14 protein-coding genes are annotated in these 18,237 nt (G+C 67.8%); 7 read left to right on the forward strand and 7 right to left on the reverse strand.

The genetic code is table 11. The features are described from left to right. Positions 1-65 precede the first annotated feature (65 nt). The 3 genes from groL to I4484_RS09420 all read right to left on the reverse strand — a co-directional run bounded on the left by groL (position 66) and on the right by I4484_RS09420 (position 2,801). Positions 66-1,709 (reverse strand): chaperonin GroEL, encoded by a 1,644-nt coding sequence (gene groL, locus I4484_RS09410; protein WP_197450687.1) that lies wholly within the window; start codon positions 1,707-1,709, stop codon positions 66-68. A 60-nt stretch (positions 1,710-1,769) separates the two neighbouring features. After that, complete coding sequence (locus tag I4484_RS09415; RefSeq protein ID WP_197450688.1) at positions 1,770-2,063, reverse strand: co-chaperone GroES; 294 nt, start codon at positions 2,061-2,063, stop codon at positions 1,770-1,772. A 219-nt stretch (positions 2,064-2,282) separates the two neighbouring features. After that, entirely contained in the window at positions 2,283-2,801 is a 519-nt protein-coding gene (locus tag I4484_RS09420; protein WP_197450689.1) for an FxsA family protein, read from the reverse strand. A 249-nt stretch (positions 2,802-3,050) separates the two neighbouring features. Here I4484_RS09420 and I4484_RS09425 point away from each other — a divergent pair, with 249 nt between their 5' ends. Further along, positions 3,051-3,812, forward strand: a complete 762-nt coding sequence (locus tag I4484_RS09425; protein ID WP_197450690.1) for an SDR family oxidoreductase — start codon at positions 3,051-3,053, stop codon at positions 3,810-3,812. A gap of 88 nt (positions 3,813-3,900) precedes the next feature. Here I4484_RS09425 and I4484_RS09430 read toward each other — a convergent pair whose 3' ends face one another. The 3 genes from I4484_RS09430 to phhA form a co-directional block, all read right to left on the reverse strand. Then, positions 3,901-4,167: a ComEA family DNA-binding protein gene (locus tag I4484_RS09430; RefSeq protein ID WP_197450691.1), complete on the reverse strand. Its 267-nt coding sequence runs from the start codon at positions 4,165-4,167 to the stop codon at positions 3,901-3,903. 254 nt (positions 4,168-4,421) lie between these two features. Then, positions 4,422-4,766, reverse strand: coding sequence for a 4a-hydroxytetrahydrobiopterin dehydratase (locus I4484_RS09435; RefSeq protein WP_197450692.1), 345 nt, complete (start codon positions 4,764-4,766; stop codon positions 4,422-4,424). A gap of 45 nt (positions 4,767-4,811) precedes the next feature. After that, a complete protein-coding gene (gene phhA / locus I4484_RS09440) occupies positions 4,812-5,645 on the reverse strand; it encodes a phenylalanine 4-monooxygenase (protein ID WP_197450693.1) in 834 nt (277 codons plus the stop codon). Positions 5,646-5,937: 292 nt separating this feature from the next. Here phhA and I4484_RS09445 point away from each other — a divergent pair, with 292 nt between their 5' ends. Continuing rightward, positions 5,938-7,500, forward strand: coding sequence for a sigma-54-dependent transcriptional regulator (locus I4484_RS09445; RefSeq protein ID WP_197450694.1), 1,563 nt, complete (start codon positions 5,938-5,940; stop codon positions 7,498-7,500). Here the strand turns inward: I4484_RS09445 and I4484_RS09450 are convergent. Then, entirely contained in the window at positions 7,473-9,473 is a 2,001-nt protein-coding gene (locus I4484_RS09450) for an ATP-dependent DNA helicase RecQ (RefSeq protein ID WP_197450695.1), read from the reverse strand. The two genes, I4484_RS09445 and I4484_RS09450, sit on opposite strands and share 28 nt — an antisense overlap. A gap of 55 nt (positions 9,474-9,528) precedes the next feature. Here I4484_RS09450 and I4484_RS09455 point away from each other — a divergent pair, with 55 nt between their 5' ends. The 5 genes from I4484_RS09455 (at position 9,529) to I4484_RS09475 (ending at position 18,237) form a co-directional block, all read left to right on the forward strand. Beyond that, entirely contained in the window at positions 9,529-10,104 is a 576-nt protein-coding gene (locus I4484_RS09455; RefSeq protein WP_197450696.1) for a DUF99 family protein, read from the forward strand. 88 nt (positions 10,105-10,192) lie between these two features. Continuing rightward, a complete protein-coding gene (locus tag I4484_RS09460) occupies positions 10,193-10,846 on the forward strand; it encodes a dienelactone hydrolase family protein (RefSeq protein ID WP_197450697.1) in 654 nt (217 codons plus the stop codon). A 127-nt stretch (positions 10,847-10,973) separates the two neighbouring features. After that, positions 10,974-12,497, forward strand: coding sequence for a hypothetical protein (locus I4484_RS09465; RefSeq protein ID WP_234283500.1), 1,524 nt, complete (start codon positions 10,974-10,976; stop codon positions 12,495-12,497). Beyond that, positions 12,494-13,330: a hypothetical protein gene (locus I4484_RS09470; RefSeq protein WP_197450698.1), complete on the forward strand. Its 837-nt coding sequence runs from the start codon at positions 12,494-12,496 to the stop codon at positions 13,328-13,330. Before I4484_RS09465 ends, I4484_RS09470 begins: the two co-directional genes overlap by 4 nt. Further along, complete coding sequence (locus I4484_RS09475) at positions 13,327-18,237, forward strand: hypothetical protein (protein WP_197450699.1); 4,911 nt, start codon at positions 13,327-13,329, stop codon at positions 18,235-18,237. Before I4484_RS09470 ends, I4484_RS09475 begins: the two co-directional genes overlap by 4 nt.

The raw sequence follows: 18,237 nt of genomic DNA on the forward strand, positions 1-18,237 counted from the left end.
ACTTTACGCGCAAACAAAAGCCCCGCACGAGGCGGGGCTTTTGTAGGGCTTGGGTCAGGGCCGGCTTACATCATGCCGCCCATGCCACCCATTCCACCCATGCCGCCCATGTCCGGGCCGCCTTCCTTCTCTTCCGGATCGTCGGCGATCATGCACTCGGTGGTGATCATGAGGCCAGCCACGGAACCGGCGGACTGCAGCGCGGTGCGGGTCACCTTGGCGGGGTCCAGCACCCCCATCTCGAACAGGTCGCCGAACTCGCCAGTCTGGGCGTTGTAGCCGAAGTTGCCCTGGCCAGCCTTCACCTCGTTGAGGATCACGGAGGCTTCCTGACCGGCGTTGGTCACGATCTGACGCAGCGGAGACTCCATGGCGCGCAGCGCGATGGCGATACCGTGGGTCTGGTCCTCGTTCTCGCCCTTGAGGTCCTTGATCTTGGTCAGTACGCGCACCAGGGCGGTACCGCCGCCAGGCACCACGCCTTCCTCGACCGCGGCGCGAGTGGAGTGCAGGGCGTCCTCGACGCGAGCCTTCTTCTCCTTCATCTCGACTTCGGTGGCGGCACCGACGCGGATGACGGCAACACCGCCAGCCAGCTTGGCGACGCGCTCCTGCAGCTTCTCGCGGTCGTAGTCGGAAGAGGTCTCTTCGATCTGCGCGCGGATCTGGTTGACGCGGGCCTCGATGTCGCCCTCGTTACCGGCGCCGTCGATGATGGTGGTGTTCTCCTTGGACATGGTGATGCGCTTGGCGCTGCCCAGGTGATCCAGGTTGGCCTGCTCCAGGGTCAGACCCACTTCCTCGGAGATCACGGTGCCGTTGGTCAGGATGGCGATATCCTGCAGCATGGCCTTGCGACGGTCGCCGAAGCCGGGCGCCTTGGCGGCCGCGACCTTGACGATGCCGCGCATGTTGTTGACCACCAGGGTGGCCAGGGCCTCGCCCTCGATGTCCTCGGCGATGATCGCCAGCGGCTTGCCGGACTTGGCGACGGCTTCCAGCACCGGCAGCAGTTCGCGGATGTTGGAGATCTTCTTGTCGACCAGCAGCAGGTAGGGGTCTTCGAGCTCGACCGCCATGGTGTCCTGGTTGGTCACGAAGTAGGGCGACAGATAGCCGCGGTCGAACTGCATGCCCTCGACGACTTCCAGCTCGTCCTCGAAGCCACGGCCTTCATCGACGGTGATGACGCCTTCCTTGCCGACCTTCTCCATCGCTTCGGCGATGATCTCACCGATGCGCTTGTCGCCGTTGGCGGAGATGGTGCCGACCTGGGCAATGGCCTTGGAGTCGGTGCAGGGCACGGCCAGCGCTTCGATTTCCTTGACGGCGGCAATGACGGCTTGGTCGATACCGCGCTTCAGGTCCATCGGGTTCATGCCGGCGGTCACGCCCTTCATGCCCTCGGTCACGATGGACTGGGCCAGCACGGTAGCGGTGGTGGTACCGTCACCGGCGACGTCGGAAGTCTTGGAGGCGACTTCCTTGACCATCTGTGCGCCCATGTTCTCGAACTTGTCTTTCAGTTCGATTTCCTTGGCCACGGAGACGCCATCCTTGGTCACGGTCGGTGCGCCGAAGGACTTCTCCAGAACCACGTTGCGGCCCTTCGGACCCAGGGTGGCCTTGACGGCGTTGGCCAGAACGTCAACGCCACGGGCCATGCGCTTGCGGGCGTCATCGGAGAATTTGACTTGTTTCGCTGCCATTTTTCGTTACTTCCTGTGAGTTCGTGAACGTCTTATGGGAACGGAGTAGGGCGTGACGGCTCAGCCTTCGACCACGGCGAGAATGTCGGTCTCGCTCATGATCAGGACTTCCTCGCCATCGATCTTCTGCTTCTCGACGCCGAAGCCTTCCTTGAAAATCACGGTGTCGCCGACCTTGACGTCCAGCGGACGAACGTCACCGTTGTCGAGAATCCGGCCGTTACCGACGGCGAGCACTTCGCCACGAGTCGGCTTTTCCTGGGCGTTGCCCGGAAGCACGATGCCGCCAGCGGTCTTTTGCTCTTCTTCAACGCGACGGACGACGACGCGATCGTGCAAGGGACGGATGTTCATTGCTCACGTTCTCCTGATGGTCAGTTGTGCCATGCGCAGCATGGCGGTTCATCACTGCCTTCCTGACTGGAAGGTGGAGGCGAGGACGCCTTCCTTGTCAAAGATGCCGAGTTCCACTCGACACCGTAGCCTGGTGCTGACCGTGAAATGGGGCCGGGTGAATACCTTTCAAGCCCCTGCGGTAAAAATTTTTCGTCTCGGGCCAACGCGCTGACGAGACTAGCGGCGTGGCTCGTTGCGACTTATGAAGTCGCCCTCCAGTGGCTGCCCCTGGCCGGCGCTCTGCCGCGTTTCGTCGTCACTGCGCGCGTTGGGGCCATGCTCGGGCCGGTGCCATTCGCCGCCGTGTCCCGTGCCGCCTGGCGAATGGCGATGGACCCCTGCAAGCAGGCGAAGGTTGATCAGCGCCAGCAGGCGGGCCAACAGACGGCGTGCGCCGGGCAAGACACAGAGCAGGCCGAGCGCATCGGACAGGAAGCCGGGGGCGAGCATCAGGGCGCCGCCAAAGATCAACGCTGCGCCGGTGAACAGCTCGCCGGAAGGGAGTTCGCCCTGCGCCAGGCGCTGGCGTGCACGGGCGAGCGTGGCGATACCCTGCCGACGAATCAGATGGAGCCCGATGAAACCGGTGGCCAGCACCAGGGCCAGGGTAGGCAGAAGGCCGATCTGGCTGCCTACGGAGAACAGCACGATGAAGTCGAGCAGGGTGAAAAGCGTGAAGAGAATCAGTAACGGCATGACGTCTCCGAGGGTGGCGTTGTGCTGAACATGGGGGCAGGGAGGGGAAATTCAAGCGGCATCCTATTCGAGTAGAGGTTCGTGATACGCTTGTATTGCGCCGCACAAAAAATCGCCCTGGACCTAAAGTCGATTGAGGTTTGTGCCGAATGTAAGGGGGACGAGGCCAGTGGAAAAGAGGCCAGTGGAAAAGATACGGGGCGTCGCCGGGCCCGAACCTTCCGATTGACACATTAGTGGGGACAGTGAATGAAACTGGACAATAGCGTAATAGCCATTACCGGCGGCGCCAGGGGCCTTGGCTTCGCCATGGCCCGTCGCCTGGGCCGCCAGGGCGCCACGCTGGCACTCATGGATATGGACGCGGAGGCCCTGGACAAGGCCGTCTCCGCTCTGCACGCGGAGGGCATCGAGGCCGGTGCCTTCAGAGTGAACGTGGCGGACGAGGCCTCGGTGAAGCGGGCCTTCGGCGATGTGGCCGCATCGCTCGGGCCGGTGAGCGGCCTGGTCAACAATGCCGGCATCCTGCGCGATGCGCTGCTGGTCAAGGCCAGGGACGGCAAGGTCGAGAAGACCATGTCGCTCGAGCAGTGGCAGTCTGTCATCGACGTCAACCTTACCGGCGTCTTCCTCTGCGGCCGTGAGGCGGCCAGCCAGATGGTCGAGGCCGACCAGGGCGGTGTGATCGTCAATATTTCGAGCATCTCACGCGCCGGTAACATGGGGCAGAGCAACTACGCAGCCGCCAAGGCCGCCGTGGTGGCGCTGACCACCACCTGGGCCAAGGAACTGGCGCGCTATGGGATCCGCGTAGGGGCGGTGGCGCCGGGTTTCATCGAAACCGACATGACCGCCTCGATGCGTGCGGACATGCTCGAGAAGCTGACCGCCGGCGTGCCGCTCAGACGGCTCGGTGATCCCGATCATATCGCCCAGAGCGTGGCGTTCATCATCGAGAACGATTATTTCACCGGTCGGGTGATCGAGTGCGACGGTGGTTTGCGTCTATAGGCAAATAAGAACGAACCCTGCCCAGAACGACAGCGAGGCCGGCGGGTAGCCGGCCTCGCTGCGTTTCGACCAATGCTCGATCCTGAGCTCAGAATTCCACTTGGTCGCGGAAACCGTCCACGGTGGCCGATCCGATGCCGCTCACCCGGGTCAGGTCATCGGCGCTTTCGAAATTGCCGTTGGCCTCGCGATCCTCGATGATCGCCTGGGCGCGGCTCGGGCCGATGCCCGGCAGCTCGGCGAGCAGTTCCGCATCGGCGGTGTTGACGTTGATCGGTGCCACGTCCTGGGCCATGGCCAGTGAGCCGAAGCTCAGTGTCAGCGCCAGCAGGGCTGCCTGTACGACTCCCTTCATCGTTATTTTCCTCGCTTCGTGAAGTTGTCTTCATGTTGGGTTTGAGACGCCAACGGGTCTCGTGCTCCACGCTAAACGAGGCAGGCGGGGAAAAAGAGAGGCATATCGCCCTTTGCTATGTAAGACAAAGACGATAGAAGCTGGGCGACATTGGCCATCGATCTTGTGAGACATCCGACCGAAGGCCGTAGTAGCGGTGCTGGAAACGGCTTCGCCCAATGCCAACGCCAGGGCATCGGGCGAAGCCGTTCGCGTCACTCGCTCGCGGCCGCCTTGTCGGTACGCGCGGCGAGGATGAAGTCATTCTTGTGCAGGCCCTTCATCTCGTGCGACCACCAGGTCACGGTGACCTTGCCCCATTCGGTCAGCAGGGCGGGGTGGTGCCCGGCTTCCTCGGCGATCTCACCGACGCGGTTGGTGAAGGCCAGCGCCTGCTTGAAGTTGCGGAACTTGTACACGCGTTCGAGCTGCTTGATGCCGTCGCGCTCGACCAGGCTCCACTCGGGAATGTCCCGCTTGAGCGTTTCGATCTCGTCATCGCTGACGTGGGGGGCGTCCCAGCTGCACGCTTCGCACTGCTGTTCGGAGAGTTCGGTCATGCTTCTTCCTCGTCGGGGTGTTGTTGGGGAATGTCGCGGTAGCGTTTACGCCTTGGCGGCCTTCTTCGGGGCCGGCTCGAAGCGGGGTTCGTGCAGGCCCAGTTCCATGGCTCGGTGCACCATGCCCATGATGTCCTGCTGGGAAAGCTCGTGCAGCCTCGAGAGATCGTCAAGTACGTAGTAGAGCGGCTGCAGGATGTCGATGCGATAGGGTGTGCGCAGCGCCTCGATGGGGTCGAACGGGAAATGCTCGGGCACGTCCGACAGCGCATGCAGGGTCTCCTTGGGCGAGGAGATGATGCCGCCGCCATAGATGCGCCGTCCGGCCGGGGTGTCCACCAGGCCGAACTCCACGGTCATCCAGTAGAGCCGCGCCAGGTAGACCCGCTCCTTGGGCTCGGCGGCCAGGCCGAGGCGACCGTAGGTGGCGGTGAATTCGGCGAAGGCCGGGTTGGTGAGCATCGGGCAGTGGCCGAAGATCTCGTGGAAGATGTCCGGCTCCTTGAGGTAGTCGAGCTCCTCCGGGGTGCGGATGAAGGTGGCCACCGGGAAGCGCCGGTTGGCCAGCAGTTCGAAGAAGGTGTCGAACGGTATCAGCGCCGGGACCTGGGCGGTCTGCCAGCCGGTGGCGGCATGCAGCACGCGGTCAATATCGGCGAGCTGGGGAATGCGGTCCACGGGCAGGGCGAGGCGCTCCAGGCCGTCGAGGTACTCCTGGCAGACGCGTCCCTCCAGCATGCCGAGCTGGCGCTGCATCAGGGTCTGCCAGGTGGCGTTGTCCTGGTCGGGCCAGTCGATGAAGCCGTTGTCGTCGGGCAGTCGCGCACGATAGCCAGTCTTGCTGGCCACGTCGCTGAGGGTCGGATGGGATGACGTCATGGCTGTCTCCGGTCGGCGAATCTTGTGTTTGTCCTGCGAACCTTTGACCCGAGTCTATGTGCCTTGATGCCCAGGATGATGCGTCCCGAGACGTGTATCAGGCAGCGGGCGATGCGGTAGGCGTAAAGAAAACCTGACGACTTCTCGTGCGTCCTTGCCTGTTCCTGTCGAACCGAGGCCCGCGCGAGTTTGAGTCGAGCGAGGTGTCACGTTATCTTTACAGCCGAGTCACGTCGCCTTGACGTCATTTTCGGCTTGCCCGGCCTGCCGATTCCCCCTCCGGAGGCCCGTCATGAGATTGAGATTTCACTGCCAGAACCGTATCGGCATTCTGCGCGACATCGTTTCGCATTTCGTCGACTACGGCCTCAACGTGGCACGTGGCGAAGTGGGCGGTGAGCACGGCAATGCCATCTATCTGCACATCCCCAATCTGCTCAATGCGCAGCTGGCCACGCTGAAGCCGGAGCTGGAAGCGGTCCCTGGTGTATTCGGCGTGCGCCGGGTCAGCCTGATGCCGAGCGAACGGCGTCACCTGGAACTCGATGCGCTGCTGTCGTCGCTCTCCGACCCGGTGATGTCGATCGACATGGAAGGGCATATCGTCGCCGCCAACCGCGCCGCCGGGCAGCTGCTCGGGGTGCGTATCGACGAGGTGCCGGGGCTGTCGCTCAACCGTTACCTGCCCGACGTGGATCTGCCGGCGCTGATCCGGCGCAACAATGCGCGGGTCAACGGCCTGCGCATCAAATTGCGCGACGCGACCTTCCTCGCCGACATCGCGCCGCTGCACCGCGAGCATCACGACGACGTGGCCTCCCTGGCCGGCGCCGTGGTGACCCTGCACAGCGCCGACCGGATCGGCGAGCGCATCTATCAGGTGCAGCGCCAGGAGCTGCGTGGCTTCGATGCGCTGTTCCAGGCGAGCCCCAGGCTGGCCGCGCTGATTCGCGAGGCGCGGCGCATGGCGCCGCTGGATGCGCCGCTGCTGATCCACGGCGAGACCGGCACCGGCAAGGAGCTGCTGGCCCGGGCCTGCCACTTGGCCAGCGCCCGCGGGCAGGCGCCGTTCATGGCGCTCAACTGCGCCGGCCTGCCGGAGTCGATGGCCGAGACGGAGCTGTTCGGCTACGCGCCGGGTGCCTTCGAAGGGGCTCGCCCCGAGGGCAAGCTCGGGCTGCTGGAGATGACCACGGGCGGCACCATCTTTCTCGACGAGGTGGGCGAGATGAGCCCGCGGCTGCAGGTCAAGCTGCTGCGCTTCCTGCAGGACGGCGGTTTTCGCCGGGTGGGCAGCGACGAGGAGACCTACCTCGACGTGCGGGTGATCTGTGCCACCCAGCAGGATCTGCCCAAGCTTTGTGCCGAAGGCCTCTTCCGTCACGATCTCTACCACCGGCTCAACGTGCTGTCGCTGACGGTGCCACCGCTGCGCGATTGTCTCGACGGTATCGAGGCCATGGCAATGCACTTCATCGATCGTGCCGCCCGCCAGATCGGCTGTCGCATGCCTGGGCTGTCGCCGGCGGCGCTGGCGCGACTCTCCACCTACCACTGGCCGGGCAACGTGCGCCAGCTGGAGAACGTGCTGTTCCAGGCGGTATCGCTGTGCGAGGGCGATGCCATCGAGCCTTCGCACCTGCGCCTGCCGGACGTGGGCGAGGCGCCGGGACTGTCGGGCATCGATATGGACGGCAGCCTGGCCGACATCATGAGTGACGTGGAGCGCCGCGTGCTGGCGGCGCTCTATCCGCAATACCCTTCCAGCCGACAGCTGGCCAAGCGCCTCGGGGTGTCGCACACCACCATTGCCAACAAGCTGCGCAGCTACGGCATCGGTGCCGCCGACGCCTGACCGTCCACCCATGACGAGCGAGCGGCCAGTTCCCTGACCTCCGCGTAGCGGTAGGCTTCCAGCGCGCCGAAGCCCGCCAGGCGTCGCGCCTTGAGCCGGGTGAGCAGGGGGCTGGTCAGGCCGCACAGGAAGCGCGCCAGCAGGTCGGGGCTGGCAGGATGGGGTTCGTCGCTGACGGACAGTTGCTGCACCAGTTCACCCGTGAGCCGCTCGATGGTTTCGCCCTGAAGCGGCTCGAGCGGCTCGGGGGAGGGCAACTGGGCGACGACGCCGCGGCAGGCCGAGCAGTGGCCGCAGCGCTCGGGTGCTCGGGTATCGCCGAACCATTCGGCTAGCCGGCGACTCAGGCACGCCTCGCTCTCGAACAGCGCCAGCATGGCGTGCAGGCGGTCGACCTCGGCCCGCTCCTTGTCATGGAAATAGGCGTGCAGCTCCTCGGTCAGGGCCGCCGGGTCGATGTCGTCGCGCAGCACCTCATAGACCTCGGTCATCTGCTTGCTCTCGAGCACCATCCAGCCCTGGGCGACGAAGTAGTCCAGCGCGGTGAGCACGCGGGCGCGCTCGACGTTGAGGCCGCGCTCCTCGCCCAGCCGCTCGAGGGCCGCGAAGTCGAGGCTGAACCAGGTGCGGGCACGCTGGGAGGCGTCGAGAATCGCCTGCACGAAGGCGCTGCGTTCGCCCTCGAAGCGCGACACCAGCGCCTCGGGCTCGTCGTGCAGGCGGAAGCGGTACTCGGCGAAGTAGCTGTAGCGTGGTGCGATGATGCCGCGCAGTTCGAGCTGGACCAGCAGCGTCTTGAGCGGCAGCGGGCGGATGTTGCTGTGCTGGGAGAGCGAGTTGAGCACCAGCTCCCACTGGCGTGCGGCCCCGGGGGCCTCGATCAGCTCGTCGATCACCTTGCGGATGCCGTGAAGCTCAGGGGTGTCGCCGTAGACGAAGTTCTCCAGCACGTTGACGTGATCGCGCCCGGCCAGCATCAGGCAGTCGGAGGGCTGGCCGTCGCGGCCGGCGCGGCCGATCTCCTGGCTGTAGTTCTCGACCGACTTGGGCAGGTCGAAGTGCACCACGTTGCGAATGTCGGCCTTGTCGATGCCCATGCCGAAGGCGATGGTAGCGACGATGCAGGGCGTATTGCCGGCCATGAAGTCGCGCTGGAGGCGCTCGCGGGTCTCGGCGTCGAGCCCGGCGTGGTAGGCGGTGGCAACGAAACCGGCCTTGCTCAGGTAGGCGGCCAGGCGTTCGGCGGTCTGCTGCAGGGTGACGTAGACGATGGTGGGCTGGGGCGGTTCGCCGCCGAGCCTGGGACGGAGCCACTCGACCAGTCGCCGCGCCCGGGTTTCGGCCGGCACCGGTGCCACTTCCAGGTTGAGGTTGGGACGATAGAAGCCGGTGGCGGTCACGTCGCCCTCGGCAATGTCGAAGCGCTCGCGCATGTCGGCGATCACCCGCGGCGTGGCCGTGGCGGTCAGCAGCAGGACCTGAGGGATGCCGAACTCATGCCGGTAGTGGGGCAGCTTGAGATAGTCCGGGCGAAAGTTGTGACCCCACTCCGAGATGCAGTGGGCCTCGTCCACGACCAGCAGCGAGATCGGCACGCGGCGGATGAAGGCACGGAAGCGCTCGTTCTTGAGCCGCTCCACCGAGACCATGAGGATACGGATCTCGCCGCGCTTGACGCCTTCCATCACCGCCGCCGTTTCCTCGCGGCTCTGGCCCGAGTCGATGCTGGCGGCGGCGATGCCATGGCGCGCGAGAAACGCCAACTGATCCTGCATCAGCGCCAGCAGCGGCGAGATGACCAGGGTCAGGTGGGGCAGGTGCAGGGCCGGCAGCTGATAGCAAAGCGACTTGCCCGAGCCGGTGGGAAAGATCGCCGCCGCCGAACGGCCGGCGGTGATCGCTTCGATGACCGGGCGCTGCCCGGGACGGAAGTCGTCATAGCCGAAGACCTGCTGTAACGTTTGATCGATCACGTGGGCACTCCCTGCGCAGTTGTTTTACGTACCGTTTTTTCGAAAGGCGGAGGCCATGGCGACCACCGGACGCACATTCTCGCATATCGTCGGCTTCGACGATTGTCCGTTCCCGCGCGGCCATCGTGGCGATGTGCCCATCGTCGGTACGGTGTTCTCGGGGCTGCGCCTGGAAGGGGTACTTTCCGGCAAGGTGCGCCGGGATGGCGTCAACAGTACACGGGAGCTCATTCGCCTGGCCGGCAGCTCGCGCTTTGCCGCGCATCTGCAGCTGGTCATGCTGCAGGGGGTTGCCCTGGCCGGTTTCAACGTGATCGACGTGCCGCGCCTGCACGCCGAGCTGGGGCTGCCGGTGCTGGTGGTGGCGCGCCGGGCGCCGCGCCAGGGGGCCATGCGCCGGGCCCTGCTCGAACGCATTCCCGGTGGTGCGCGCAAGTGGGCACTGGTCGAGCGTCTGGGAGAGATGGAGCCGCTGGCGGGCATCTACGTCCAGCGCGTGGGGCTGAGCAGGGAGGAGGCGGCCGCGGCGATACGAGCCACCACGCCCCATGGCAGCGTGCCCGAGCCGCTGCGCGTGGCGCACCTGATTGCCGGCGGGGTGGCCATGGGGGAGAGCCGCGGGCGCGTGTAGTGGGCGCGCGCTCCAGGGCGCCTACACTTGGGGGAGATCGGGCAGTCCCGGAGCCAATGCGACAAGATCAGCAAGTGGAGGTAGCCGTATGACGACCACACCCAGGAGTGTCGTGATCGATGCCGACGGCGTCGCGCTGGAAGGCGATCTGATCCTGCCCGATGGCGCGACCGGCATCGTGGTGTTTGCCCATGGCAGCGGCAGCAGCCGTTTCAGCAGCCGCAATCGCCAGGTGGCGCGGCATCTTGCCGAGAACGGGCTGGCGACGCTGCTCTTCGATCTGCTGACACCGGAAGAGAACGTGATCGACGAGCGCACCCGGCAGCTACGCTTCGACATTCCCCTGATCGGCACGCGCATGACCTCAGCGGTAGGTTGGGTGGCGACAGACGAACTGACGCGGCATCTCTCGATCGGCCTGTTCGGTGCCAGCACCGGGGCGGCGGCTGCACTGATCGCCGCCGCCGAACGTCCGGAGCAGGTGCGTGCGGTGGTTTCCCGCGGCGGGCGCCCCGATCTGGCCGGTGAGCACCTGGCGCAGGTGAAGGCACCTACGCTGTTGCTGGTGGGAGGCTGGGACGAACCGGTGATCGACCTTAACCAGCAGGCCAGGGAGCGAATGACCGCCGCGAGCGAATGTGAACTGGTCGTCGTGCCCGGTGCCACGCATCTGTTCGAGGAGCCCGGCAAGCTCGAGGAGGTCGAGCGCCACGCTACTCGCTTTTTCCTGGGCCATCTATAGCCTTGTTCTTCCGGGCGCTTCCCGTGCCTCTCACGGCAAGCGTGGAGAGCTGGGGACAACCACGTCATGACCCGAGGTGCCGGGCTTGGCATAATGCCCCTTTTTCTTCGCCCGCAGGGAAGACCCCATGACCGCCTGGAGCAAGCTGCTGATCGCCACGACGCGGCTGATCGACCTGCACGACAGCGCCCACGAGCCCGGCTCGCCCTTCGTGCAAGTGAGCCAGGAGCAACGTCGCGGCCTGCGCGACGGCTACTGGCTCGACCTTGGCTGCCTGTTGCTCGACTACCTGCTCGACGAGGACTTCGCTACCAACAGTGCCTTCGTCTCGCAGAGCCGCTGCCTCAATCACCTGCGTGAGAGCTACCCGGGGCTGCCCCATGACGACCTGAGCTTCGTCATCAACCTGCTCTCCACCCCCAGCGAGATCCACTTTCGTCAGCCATCGCCGACCATGGGCGACGACGCGACGGCAGAGGAGCGCAGCCGGCGCAGCACCAAGCGCACCGCGCTGATCGAGAAGCAGGGCCAGACCGGCCAGGTGCGCCTCACCCCGAGCGGTCGCCAGTCGGTGACCCTGGCCAGCCAGGTCGAGGACCTGCTCTACTCCGAGTATGACGCCGCCAAGGTGCTGGCGGCGCTGGCGCGGGGCGATTTCGCCCGCATTCCCGACATCACCAACCAGATCCTGCTGGCGATCCGCGCGCTGACCCAGGAGCTGCGGCGGGTGCGCGAGAATCCCACTCGCGAGGGCAAGCTCTCCGCACTGCTCGACAACGAGCGCCACTACCACAACGCCCTGACCAACATTCAGCAGACGCTGCTCGACGCCCGCGCCCAGCTCGCCACGCCGCGCCTGATGGAGCGTTTCGAGGGCTGGCGTGAGGCGCAGTCCGACGACTGGGACCTGCGCGTGCTCGCAAGCGCCATCGGCCGCGTTCTCACCGCCATCGAGAACCTCTCGCGGCGGCTCTCCGAGCTCTTGGCCGATATCGCCGAGGGGCGCATCCAGGCCATGGGCGTGATCGACTTCCAGGACATGGCGCGCCAGCTGCTCGAGGCGCCGCCCGCAGGCGCGCTGCGCGACGCCGTGGTGGCGCGCATGATGCCGCTGCACGTGCAGGCCACCTTCCCGCGTCTGGCGCCGCTGGTGCCGCTGCTGGAGAGCCGTCGCGCCGACGTCAGCCCGGTGGCGCTGGTGTTCGACGAGGCGCGCGACGCCGCCCCCGAGGACCCGCTGCTGGCGCGTTTCCTCGAGGCGCGGGGCCCGGCGTTGCGCCAGCGCATCCAGCGGGCGCCGCTGTCGCTGCCCGAGGCGCTGTCCGAGGCCTGGCACCGCTTCGAGGAGGGCGATTGCCTGGCGCAGTTGCTCAACACCTTCGTCGATACCGAACTGCTGGCCCCGGGGCTGACGGTGGGGATCGACGCGACGCCGTTCGAGCTCGAACTCGACGACGGTCGCCGCATCGAGGGGGCCGTGACGCCCTCTCTCGGCTTTTTTCAGGCGCCCGCCGCCGCGCCGCATTCCTTACAGGCGCCCGAAGCTGCGCCGCATTCCTTGCAGGCGCCCGCTGCCGCGCCGCATTCCTTGCAGGCGCCCGCTGCCGCGCCTAATGGCATATCGCGCATCGATCAGGACGAGCCAGTATGAACATGACCGAGATGGGCGAAGTGGTCGCCTACCTGCTGCGCTACCGCAGCGCCGAACGCACCCCGGGCGGCGGGCGCAAGCGCCGCGCCGCCCGCGAGGGGCAGCTCTCCGAGCGCGACGTCTGCGCGCTGATCGACGACGCCAGCGAGGCCGAGCGCGAGGCGCTGCGGGATTTCCTGGCCGGCCAGGGCCTGCGGCTCAAGGCCTTCGAATCCGGCGACTATCCCGGCATCGCGCCCGGCTCGCGCTACTACGCGCTGCTGCCCGACCCGGAGCTGGAGCAGCCGCCGCTCTACACCCGCGAGCCGGTGTTCGAGGCGCTCAAGCTGCGCCAGGAGAGCCGCGCCGAGCTGGCCCAGTGGTACCTGCAGCTGTGGCTGCTGATGCACACGCTGCTCTACACCCGCTACAACCGCGCGCTCTCCGACGTCAGCCGCTACCAGGAGGCCACCTTCGCCGGGGCCGAGCTGGTCGAGCTGATGCGCGACCAGCTGGAGACGCTGCGTAGCCTGGGCGAAGAGGCGCCGGAGAGCAGCCGCGTGCTGCTGGAGGAGCGCGGCGAGGACATCAGCCGCCGGGTGCGCGCCTTCATCGACCTGCAGGTGCGCGCCGGGCTGCTCGAAGGCCTGCGCGACGCCGAGGCGAGTGCCGGCACCGAGGAGAGCGTCGGCGAGGTGTGGCAGCAGACCCTGCTCGGCGCGCTGGAGAGCGAGCAGATCGGCATCCATCAGCTCGGCCATCTGCAGGCGCTGGCCCAGGGCCGCGCCCAGGGGCGCTATCGGGACGAAGCGTACGAAGCCGCCATCGACGAGCACGAGGAGACCCAGGCATGAGCGTGATCAACCGCATCGAGGTCGCCAACCTGCTCAACAAGCACGGCGACGTGGCCTCGCCCTGGGACGCCAAGATGCGTCACCTGCTGCTCGACCTGCGCGGCCAGTCGAGCGCCATCAGCATGGAGAACGGCTTCGGCAAGACCACGCTCTCCGAGGCGCTGATCGGCCTGCTGTCGCGGGACCGCACGTTGCTCTCGCGCACCCGGCGCAAATGCTCGCCCTCGGCGGTGGGCGGCAGCGCGCGTAGCTGGAGCCACCTGCGGGTGGAGTTCCGTTCGCGCAGCGGGCTCGAGCGCCAGGACGACATGCTCGCTGCGGCGGGTGAGGAGGTGGCCGGCGAGACCTTCGTGTTCGGCTTCTACGGCTACAGCGACGGCAGCGGGCTCTCGTTCTACCACTATGCCGGGCGCCTCGAAGACGTGCCGGTGCATCACCTGACCCTCGACGGCAAGCTGGCGCTCTACGCCAACCGCGACGTCAAGGCGGCCATGGCCGAGCGCGGCGTGCGCCTGACTCACAACCGCGAGGAGTGGCTCGAGGCGGTGGGGGCTCACGTCTCCCGTCGCGAGCTGTCCCAGCTCGCCGCCTTCCAGAAGGAGGGCGGCGCCGACAAGAGCCAGATCTTCAACGCCATCAAGCCCCGCGCCGGCGAGAAGGCCGACCAGGCGTTCTTCTTCGAGGTGCTGGCCCCCGAGATCCTCTCCGGCGCCACCCGCGGCGAGACCGACGAGAGCGAGGAGTTGATCGAGGAGGTGATCCTCAACTCCGGCACCAACATCACCGAGCTGCGTCATCGCCTGGAAGAGGCCGAGAGCGACCAGCGCCGCGCCAGCGACAAGGTGGTCCGCCTGGCCGAGCTGCGCGAACAGGGCGAGTCGCTGCGCGACGCCCGCACCCGCCTGATGGAGCTCGACCAGGGCCTGGCAGCCAGCGAAGCCTTGCTGGGCGGGCAGGCGCTGCTGGGCCTGCCCGGGCTGCCCCGCGCCGCTGCCGAGGTGGACATCGAGGATGACGCCGAAGCGCGCGGCGCCGCTCCGCTGGATGGCTTCGCCTGGATCGTCGGCGATACCTCGCGGCCGAGGGTCTCCACCTCGCTGCTGGCGACGCTTTCGGGGCTTTCCGAGCGGGCCGTGCGCCAGGCGCTCTCCGAGCGTGGCGCCCGGGTCGACGTGCACCGCCGGCTGATCCACCTGCCCCAGGCTGAGTGGCCGCTCAACCGCGACGTCGGCCACGTCAGCTTCAAGGCCGCCCGCGAGTGGCTGGCCGAAAGCCACGCCCTGGCCGACGATACGGCCCGCGACCGCGCCCTGAGCGCGCTGGACGAAGGCGCCGACGCTTTCGAGGCCGCCGACGGCAACCGCTTCCGCGAGGAGGTGATCGGCGACGGGGTCTATCTCGAGGAGCTGACCCGCGAACTCGCCGAGCTGGACGAGCGCCGCGACGACCTGGAGCACGAGCGCGAGCGGCTGGAGTCCCAGCAGCGCGACTTCGTCGACAACCAGAGTTTCTACACCCAGGCGCTGGCCGAGGGGCTGTTCAGCGAGGCCGAGCTGGAAACCCCCGAAGCCAGCGCCGAGGCGGCCAAGGCCGAGGCTGGCGACGCTCGCCGCGCCCTCAACGCGCACCTGGGCCGCGTCGGCGAGCTCAAGCAGGTCGCCGCCTGGCACGACGCCTACCGCCGCGAGTGCCCGGGCATCGCACCGGCCGAGCGGCTCGAGGAGAAGCTGGAGCGCGAGGCCGAGCTGGCCGAGTCCCTCGACGAGCTGACCCGGCGCCGCGACGAGGCGCTCGGCACCTTCGAGACCGCCCGCGGCGAGCGTGAGCGGCTCAACGGCGAGCGGGAGCGCCTGAGCGGCGAGCAGGGCCTGCTGGTCCGCGGCCAGGCGCCCTGGCGCGCCTTCGTCGAGGGCTGGCCGGGCGAAGAGGTGAGCGGCTTCTGGACGCGACGCAAGACGGCGCTGGCCGAGCTGGAGTCGAACTGTCGCGAGGCCGAGCAGCGCCGCCAGGAGGCCGAGCGCACCCTGGCCCGGCTGGCACCGCTGGCCGAGGGCGCCCGTCGTTACGCTGAGCTGCACGGCGATGACGAGCCGGTGCACCTGCGAGCACGACTGCGCGAGACGGAGCGCGAACTGGGGGACGAGCGCAAGCGGCTGCTCGATGATGAGAACCACCTGCGCACGTTGCACCGGGCGCGGCTCGACTTCGCCGCGCGCAGCGAGCTGAGCCCGGAGAAGTGGCTGGCCGACGCCCGACGTCGCTACCCGCGGCTGCTGCGCGAAGCGGAGACGCTGGAAGCCGACATCGCCGCCCGCGAGCGCTACCTGGAGAGCCTCTCCGGCGATCCGCTGGAGCGGCGCGTGGTGGAGGCAGAGGCCCATCGCCAACTGGATGACGCCGGCATCGCCTGGCAGCCGCTGCATGCGGTGCTCAACGTCGAGACCCATACCCCCGAACAGCGGCGCGAGTGGCTGGTGCAGGCCGCCGGGGTGCTGTTCGCCCCGGTGGTGGCCGGACGCGAGGCGGCCGAGTCCGTCGTCGCCACGCTGATCGAGGCGGGCCTGGCGCTGCCGGTGTTCGAGGCCGAGACGCTGGCCGGCCTGCTGGCCCGGGGCGAGCCGCCCCTGGGTGCGGTGGCCGGCGTCGAGACCCTGGCGGTCAAGGCCGCACTGGATCCCAGCTACCTGGAAGCGCTGCGCGAGGCCACCGAGAAGCGGCTGGCCGCCGACCGTGAGCGGCAGAAGGCGCTGGCCGTGGAATGCGAGCGGCTCGACCCCCACGGCGACACCTTCGCCCTGGCGCTGCGCGCCCGCGAGGCCGACGAGGCCCAGGTCGAGATGGCCCTGGAGGCCGTGGCCGAGCGGCAGGCGGCGCTGGCCGAGCGCGAGGCGGCGCTGGCGCCGCGGCTGACCGACGTCGCGCTCGCCTGTATCGACGACTACCAGCGCTACCTGCAGGAGGGCGGGGAGTTCGCCCAGCAGGAGGCCGCCGAGGCGCGGCTCGAAGCCGAGACGGCGCTGGCCGAACTCGCACCGCGGCGTGAAGCGGCGGCCCGCGAGCTGGAGGCCCATGGCCAGACCTGGCTCGCTGCCGAGCAGTTCAGCGATGCCGGCGGCGTCGAGCGGCTGCAGGCGCTGGAGGCGCGCCTCGCCGAACTCGAACGCCACCTGAGCGAGGCGAGCGTTCGGCTGGAAGCCGCCGAGGAGCAGCGCGAGACGCTCAAGCGCCAGGTGGAAGAGACCGAAGCCCAGCTGCGCGGCATCTTCAGCGACGGTGAGCGCGACCGGCTGCGTGCCCTGGCGCGCTTCGAAGCGGAGGGTGGCGTCGACTTCATGACCACTGCCGCCGAGGTGCAGGAGGAGCTGGAGGCCGCGCAGGCCCGGGCGACCCGCCGCGCCGACTTCGACTTCACCCGTATTCGCGCCTACCTGGAGGTGCGCGACGCCGCCGGCGGCAGCCAGAAGCTCGAGCGCGAGATCGCCCGGGTGCGGCGCGAGCTGGGTGAGCTGCGCGAGACGCGCAAGGCGCGGGGAGAGGAGCGCGACGCCCTGGAGGCACGCCTGGCCGAGCAGCGCCGGGCGCTGGCCTGCATCGATCAACTGGCGGTGGAGTGGCTGCGGGTACTGCGCGACCTGCCCGAGGGCTGGCCGCGGCGCCTGGCAGCGCTGGTCGATCTCGCCGAGGCCAGCCGCTGGCCCGGGGAGGCGGACGAGCATGCGGCGCGCAACGCCGCGCTCGAGGCCTGGCACGACATGGCCGCAAGCGAGGGGCAGGGCGAGTTCGACATCGAAGCGCTGGAGGCCTGTCAGCAGACCCTGGTCGATGCCCTGGGCGAACTCAACCTGGGCGAGCAGGCGCGCAACCGCGAGCGCCAGGCGCGCCAGGTCGACGGCGGCGAGCGTAAGCTGGCCGAGGCCCTGGCCGAAGCGGCCCACAGCCGCATGTTCAGCGACACCGAGCGTGCCCGCCTGGCCGGGCTGACGCATGCCAGCGCCGAGGCGCTGGACGACCTCTCGCGCCTGCACGACCAGCTTGCCGGCCAACTCGACGACCACAAGATACGGGTCGAGCGGCTGCACGCCTCTCGCGAGCAGATCGAAGGCACCCTGGTGGAGCGCCTCAGCTCGATCATCTCGGATGCCGCCGGCAACCTCGACATCCTCAAGCGCGTGGCCAAGAGCAGCGGCGAGGGCGGCGCCTTCTTCGAGGTCAAGGCCTCGCTGATCGGCCCCGACCAGCTGCGCGACCTGATTGCCACGCTGCTGGCCGACATCGACGAGCACCAGGCGGCCATGCGCCGTCGCGCCGAGCGCGACGGCGGCATGGTCGACGGCGAGGCGCGCCGTCGCGACGACGACCTGCTGCGCCAGATCCGTCGGCGCATCTACCGCGGGTTGTTTCACGACGTGGCGATCCGCCTCAAGCACGACGCCATCCGCCCCCATGGCCGGCTGTTCTCGCTCAATGAGGAGATGTCGGAGGGGCAGCGCGAGGCGGTGTCGCTGATGTGGCTGGTCAAGCTATCGGAATTCGCCATCGAGCGCGAGCTGCGCGAACTGCCGGGGCATCACCGCCGCCGCGCGCGTACCAGCCGCGAAAGCGTGATCCTGCTCGACGGCCTGTTCTCCAAGCTCTCGCACCGCCGCCTGATCCAGGATTCGCTGGAGTCGCTGCGCAACACCCGCGGGCGCTTCCAGATGATCGGCCTGATCCACAACCCCAACTACGAGAACGACCCCGACATCTTCCCCACCTACCTGGTGGGCAGCGTGATCGGCGGCGTTCAGGGGCAGGGCGGCCACGTCATGGTGCGCGACGGCCGCATCGCCGCGCCGGAATCGCTGGGCCGCAGCGCCGGCGAGGCCAGCCTGTTCGGTATTCACGTCAGCGAGCCGGAGCCAACCTGA

It is taken from the genome of Halomonas sp. SS10-MC5 (genome assembly GCF_015992245.1).
GTDB lineage: Bacteria > Pseudomonadota > Gammaproteobacteria > Pseudomonadales > Halomonadaceae > Halomonas > Halomonas sulfidoxydans.